Here is a 1,701-nt window from a genome sequence, read left to right as displayed (position 1 = left end):
CAGGCGAACGTGCCGGGCGGTCCACTCAACGATCTGGTCAATGTCGGCGGCAACCTGACGCTCGACGGCGTGGTCAATGTGACGCAGACGCCGGGAGGCAGCTTTGGTCCGGGCGTGTACCGGATGTTCAACTATGCGGGCGCGCTGACGAACAATGGGCTGGCGATCGGTGCGATGCCGCCGGGCAGCGACGTGTTCGTCCAGACCGCGATCGCTGGTCAGGTCAACCTGGCGAACACTGCAGGGCTGACGCTCAACTTCTGGGACGGCAGCGGCCAGCCCAAGAATGACAGCGTGATCCAGGGCGGCGACGGCGTGTGGCGCGTCGGGGGCAACCAGAACGACTGGACCGAAGTCAACGGCACGGTCAACGCCGACTATGCGCAGGCGAGCTTCGCGATCTTCCAGGGCACGGGCGGGACGGTCACGGTCGACAATGTCGGCGGCAATGTGCTGTCGGCAGGGATGCAGTTCACGGTCGATGGCTATGCGATCGCGGGCGGACCGCTGACGCTGACCGGCGCCGATGCTTTCGTGCGCGTGGGCGACGGCACGGCGGCCGACGCGGGCCTTACCGCGACGATCGACGCGACGCTCGCCGGGTCGGCGCGGCTGGTCAAGGATCTGGGCGGAACGCTGGTGCTGACCGGTGCCAATACATACACCGGCGGGACGGCGATCGACGGCGGCACGCTGCGGATTGCGAGCGACGCGAACCTTGGCGATGTGGCCGGGGGGCTGAGCTTTGGCGGCGGCACGCTCAATACGACCGCGAGCATCGCGTCGGCCCGGGCCGTCGATCTGGCGGGTACGGGCACGTTCCTCACCAATGGCGGGACGACGCTGACGCTGGCCGGCTCGATCGGCGGTGGCGGGGCGTTGACCAAGGCGGGAGCGGGCAGCCTCGTCTTCACTGCCGCGAACACCTATACCGGCGGCACCACCATCAATGCCGGGCTGTTGCAGATCGGCGATGGCGGGACGAGCGGCAGCCTCACCGGCGACGTGACCAACAACGCATCGCTCGCCTTCAACCGGTCGGACCTCCTGACCTTCGCCGGGGCGATCACCGGCAGCGGCGCGGTCAGCCAGATCGGTAGCGGCACGACGATCCTGACCGGCGCCAGTAATTACGGCGGCGGCACCACGATCAGCGCGGGAACGCTGCAGATCGGCAACGGCGGCACGACCGGCAGCATCGCGGGCAATGTGCTCAACAACAGCGCGCTGGTGTTCAACCGCTCGGGCACGCTGACGATGGGCGGGGCGATCATCGGCGGCGGGTCGGTGACGCAGGCGGGGCCGGGCACGACGATCCTGACCGGCAACAACAGCTATGCCGGCCCGACGAGCGTGGGCGCGGGCACATTGCTCATCAACGGTAACCAGTCGGGCGCGACGGGAGCGACCAGCGTGGCTTCGGGCGCGGCGCTGGGCGGCACCGGGACCATCGGCGGCGACGTCAGCATCGCCGATGGCGGCATCCTCGCACCGGGCGGCACCGGCGGGCCGGGAACGCTCACGATCAACGGCAATCTCGCGCTCGGCAACACCTCGCAGCTCAACTTCGAGTTCGGGCAGGCGAATGTCGTCGGCGGCGCGTTCAACGATCTGGTCAATGTCGGCGGCAACCTGACGCTCGACGGCGTGGTCAACGTCACGCAGACGCCGGGGGGCAGCTTCGGTCCCGGCATCTACCGC

Annotated in this window: 1 protein-coding gene; it reads left to right on the top strand. The window is 68.8% G+C overall.

All coding sequences use genetic code 11. From position 1 onward, the window contains the following. The coding region (locus tag HDC35_RS19485; protein WP_184649068.1) for an autotransporter-associated beta strand repeat-containing protein at nucleotides 1-1,701 on the top strand (1,701 nt) is incomplete at both ends.

Origin of the sequence: Sphingopyxis sp. JAI128 (assembly GCF_014207235.1) — a bacterium.
In the GTDB taxonomy this organism is placed as follows: domain Bacteria; phylum Pseudomonadota; class Alphaproteobacteria; order Sphingomonadales; family Sphingomonadaceae; genus Sphingopyxis.
This window is presented reverse-complemented; position numbering and strand designations above follow the sequence as displayed.